Consider the following 3,930-nt stretch of genomic DNA (forward strand, 5'->3'; position numbering starts at 1 on the left):
TTTTAATAAAATTTTTATGCAATGCCAAAAGAAAAGCTGATAAATATAAAATTATGATTGATTGATTGATTGATTGATTGATTGATTGATTGATTGATTGATTGATTGATAATTATGATATCTCCAGTTAAATATATTATAGTGAACTTTAAGCTTTATGTCAATGATTTTTTAATATAATATTTATATCCGTTTTTTTAATTATCTAATCTGCAAAGCTTTATATTTTTATCATCAATTATTCTTTTTATTATTTCTATATTAGAATCGTCAAAGGTTTTAGGGAAATATATGCTTTTTATTTTTATATTATTATTAGAAATAGAAATAAAATCATTGCGGTGGCTTGCAGAATTACAGCCGAATATTGAAAGCAAAGGTTCATAATTTATTTTATCTTCTTCCGTTAGAAATTTAGCCCTCTTTCCGTAAATACTTTCTCCGTCACCATATAAGCTTTTATTTTTTATAATAATATAAGGACTTGCTATTTCATACTCTATGCATATACTGCCGTTATCCAAATTATCAATTAAATCATTCAAAGATGAAGAGAATAAAGTAAAAGAAATATTCATCTTATTAATGATAGGTTTTACCGCTTTTAATTTAAAAGAATCATCTAATATATTATCGGATTGTGTTTTTCTGTCTAATAATAATTTCAGCAAATCCGTACTGTAATTTACATTTTTATACAATGTTAATACTTCATTGCTGCTATGAGTATTATAAAACTCAATACTTTTATTAAGAAGTTTTTCAAACAATTTTAAAAAGTCATCATATTTAATGATATTTCCTCTAAGCAGACTATAAGACAATAAGAAAATATTAAAGCCTGCAAAATTATCATTATTCAAATCAAAATCATCTGCGTATCTTATGTAGGTATTAAGCAGATTATCATAATCTTTTTTCAAATAATAAATAACGGCAAGATTATTATAATACTCAAAATGAGATTTATCTTTTTCTATTAATTTATTAAAGCAAATAACGGCATTATCATAATCTTTTATATAATAGTATGAAGCGGCAATCATATTATAAACATTAAAATTTCTTATATTAGTTTTTGAAGCATATTCTATTACCTTATCATAATTTTTATTATTATAGCAAATTGAAATTAATTTATCATAATGCTCAAAAGAATTGGGATTTAACTCCATTATTTTATCTGCCGTATATAAAGCATTATTATAATCTTTCAAATCAAAATATATTCTGAATAGCATATCATAAACGCCTGTATATGACGGATCAATATCAAGAACTTTATTAAAATAAATAACTGATTTTTCTTTTTCGCCTAAATGATAATACGATAATCCTATTCCGTTATAAGAATCCGCATTGCTGCCGTTTATATCCAAAGCCTTATTGAAATTTTCAGCAGCGCTGTTATAATCATTTAAATTATAATAAGCCAATGCCAGATTATTATAAGCCTTATAATATCGGTCATTTATCTCTATAGATTTATTAAAGTATTCTATAGCTTTACCGTATTCTTCATTGGACGAATAGCATATGCCTATAAAATTATAAGCCTTATAAGCATTAGGATTTTTTTCTATAACTTTTTCAAAGCATTCTATAGCTTCATAATAGTATTTTTTAGAATAATAGCTTATTGCAAGTTTATTATAGTCGGTAAAAGCATTAATATCTAATTTTTTAGCCTTGTCAAAATAAAAAGCCGCTCTGTCAAAAAGCTTTCTGTTAAAATAAACCAAAGCTAAATTATTATAGGCATTGGCATATCTAGGATTGATGTCTATAGATATATTGAAATATTTAACGGCATTATCATAATCTTTTAAGAAAGAATATACAGCTCCTAAAGTGTTTGCTGTTTTATAAGATTTATTATTATACTTTAAGAATCTCTCAAGGCATTCTATAGCCTTATCATAATTATTAATATTATAATAGCTCATTCCAAGCATGTCATAAGCTTTAAATATTCTTTCGTCTAAAGATTTGGAATGCTCAAAAAACTCTATAGCTTCATTATATTTTTTATTTTTATAATAGAACAAAGCCAAATTATTAAAAGCTTTATCATATTTAGGGTTAATCTCTATAGCCTTATTAAAATTTTCTATAGCCTTAGTGAAGTCATTTTTTTCAAAATAGCTTATTCCAAGAAGATTATATGCCTTAAAAGAATTAGGCGTTATTTTCAAAGTTTCATTGAAGCATTCTATAGCTTTGTCATAGTGTTTTATAGCATGGTAGCTTATTCCAAGCAGATTGTATGATTTAAAAGTTTTTATATCAACCTTTCTTGCTTCTTCAAAATATTTTATGGCATCTTCATACTCTTTAAGCTCTACGCATACCTGACCTTTGTATAAATTAGCCCTGTAATTTTTAGGAACTTTTTTCAGTATAATATCAAGTATTTCAAGAGTCTGATTATAATCTTCATTATTTAATCTGTATGAAACCTCATTTAAAAGATGCTCCATCTTTGTATTATACATAAAAACCCCGTATAAGATTATTATATATATTTTACAATGAATATATGTATTATGTCAATAATAAAAAATCAATTTTTTAATTGTTAAAATACTCTTTAAATAAATTTTCATTAATATTAATAGAAATAAGTTTTCTTCCGCTTTTCTCTCCTCTCAGTATTTCAATATCTCTTTTTTTTAAATTTAGCTCATGCGCCAAAAAATCTATTAAAGCCCTATTAGCCTTGCCGTCTACAGCTTTAGAAGTAATTCTGATATAATAAGCTCCGTTCTCAAATTTAAAGCTGTCGGATTTAGCACCTGCCGTTACTTTAACTTCTATATTCATATATAAAAATCCTGCATTACAGTTTTTACAATTTAATAATATTTAAATTCATGATATTATATAAATAATTATTTACAAGCGGTTTAAATTTCTAAATTATAATTTATAATATAAAATTAAATATCCAAAGTAAGATTATGAAAAATATTAATAAATATCTGCAGGAAGCAGACGAATATATAAAAAATAAAAATTACAATGATGCATTTTCATTATGCAGCAATATTATGAATATAGATCCCAACAATACAGAAGCTATATTTAAAGCGGGATACTGCTGCTACAAATTAAAAAAATATGATATATCTATGATGTATTTTGTAAGAGCCTCATTATTAGAAAAATTAGATATTAATAGAGCTGTATATAAATATTATATAGGCAGATGCTATTATTATTTTGATGCGTTTGAAGAGGCATTGGAATATTTTAAAGAAGCATACAATTTAGATAATAAAAACAAACATTATACTTTATGGATTGGAATAACATATTCAAAAAAAGCCTCTGACAATAATACCTATAATAATGCATTAATATACTTATCTATGTCTTTAGGTTCAAAAGATTACTTAGTTTACGGATATATAGGTTATTGTCATATTAAATTAGGAAATTATGATAAAGCTATTATGTATTTGGAGAAATCAGTTAATCTGAAATATGATGATTATCTAAGCAGATATTATTTAGGCAATACATATTTCTTAATTCAGGCATACGATAAGGCTTTGGAGCATTTAAACGAATCTGTAAAATTAAAAAATGATTGTTTTGACAGCTGGTTTGATTTAGGCATATTATATCAGGTTATAGACGAAGATATTTTATCGTATGAATGCTTTGAAGCTGCAAGAAATATAGCGCTAAATTATGATGATATTGAAAAGAAATTAAACTGTTTTATAAAATTAACCGATTCTCAGAACAGAGAATATTTAAATTCTTTATATCTTGGAATTTGCTATGTCAAATTGGAATCCTATGAAAATGCCTCATATCATCTTTTGGAATCCATAAAAATAAATAATAAATACAACAGCAATGAAAATAATTATTCAGCTTATTATTGGATAGGATATATTAATTACGTAAACGGAGAATATC

3 protein-coding genes are annotated in these 3,930 nt (G+C 24.8%); 1 reads left to right on the forward strand and 2 read right to left on the reverse strand.

Annotated elements, in window-relative coordinates; genetic code table 11:
* Window positions 1-197 precede the first annotated feature (197 nt).
* Complete coding sequence (locus QZ306_RS01325; protein WP_295160015.1) at window positions 198-2,495, reverse strand: tetratricopeptide repeat protein; 2,298 nt, start codon at window positions 2,493-2,495, stop codon at window positions 198-200.
* A 76-nt stretch (window positions 2,496-2,571) separates the two neighbouring features.
* Window positions 2,572-2,823, reverse strand: a complete 252-nt coding sequence (locus QZ306_RS01330) for a DUF167 domain-containing protein (RefSeq protein WP_295160018.1) — start codon at window positions 2,821-2,823, stop codon at window positions 2,572-2,574.
* Between the two features lie 137 nt (window positions 2,824-2,960).
* Between QZ306_RS01330 and QZ306_RS01335 the strand changes: the two genes are divergently transcribed.
* Window positions 2,961-3,930: tetratricopeptide repeat protein (locus tag QZ306_RS01335; RefSeq protein ID WP_295160020.1), on the forward strand; the 970-nt coding region annotated here is incomplete at its 3' end.

Origin of the sequence: uncultured Brachyspira sp. (genome assembly GCF_910588665.1) — a bacterium.
GTDB lineage: Bacteria > Spirochaetota > Brachyspiria > Brachyspirales > Brachyspiraceae > Brachyspira.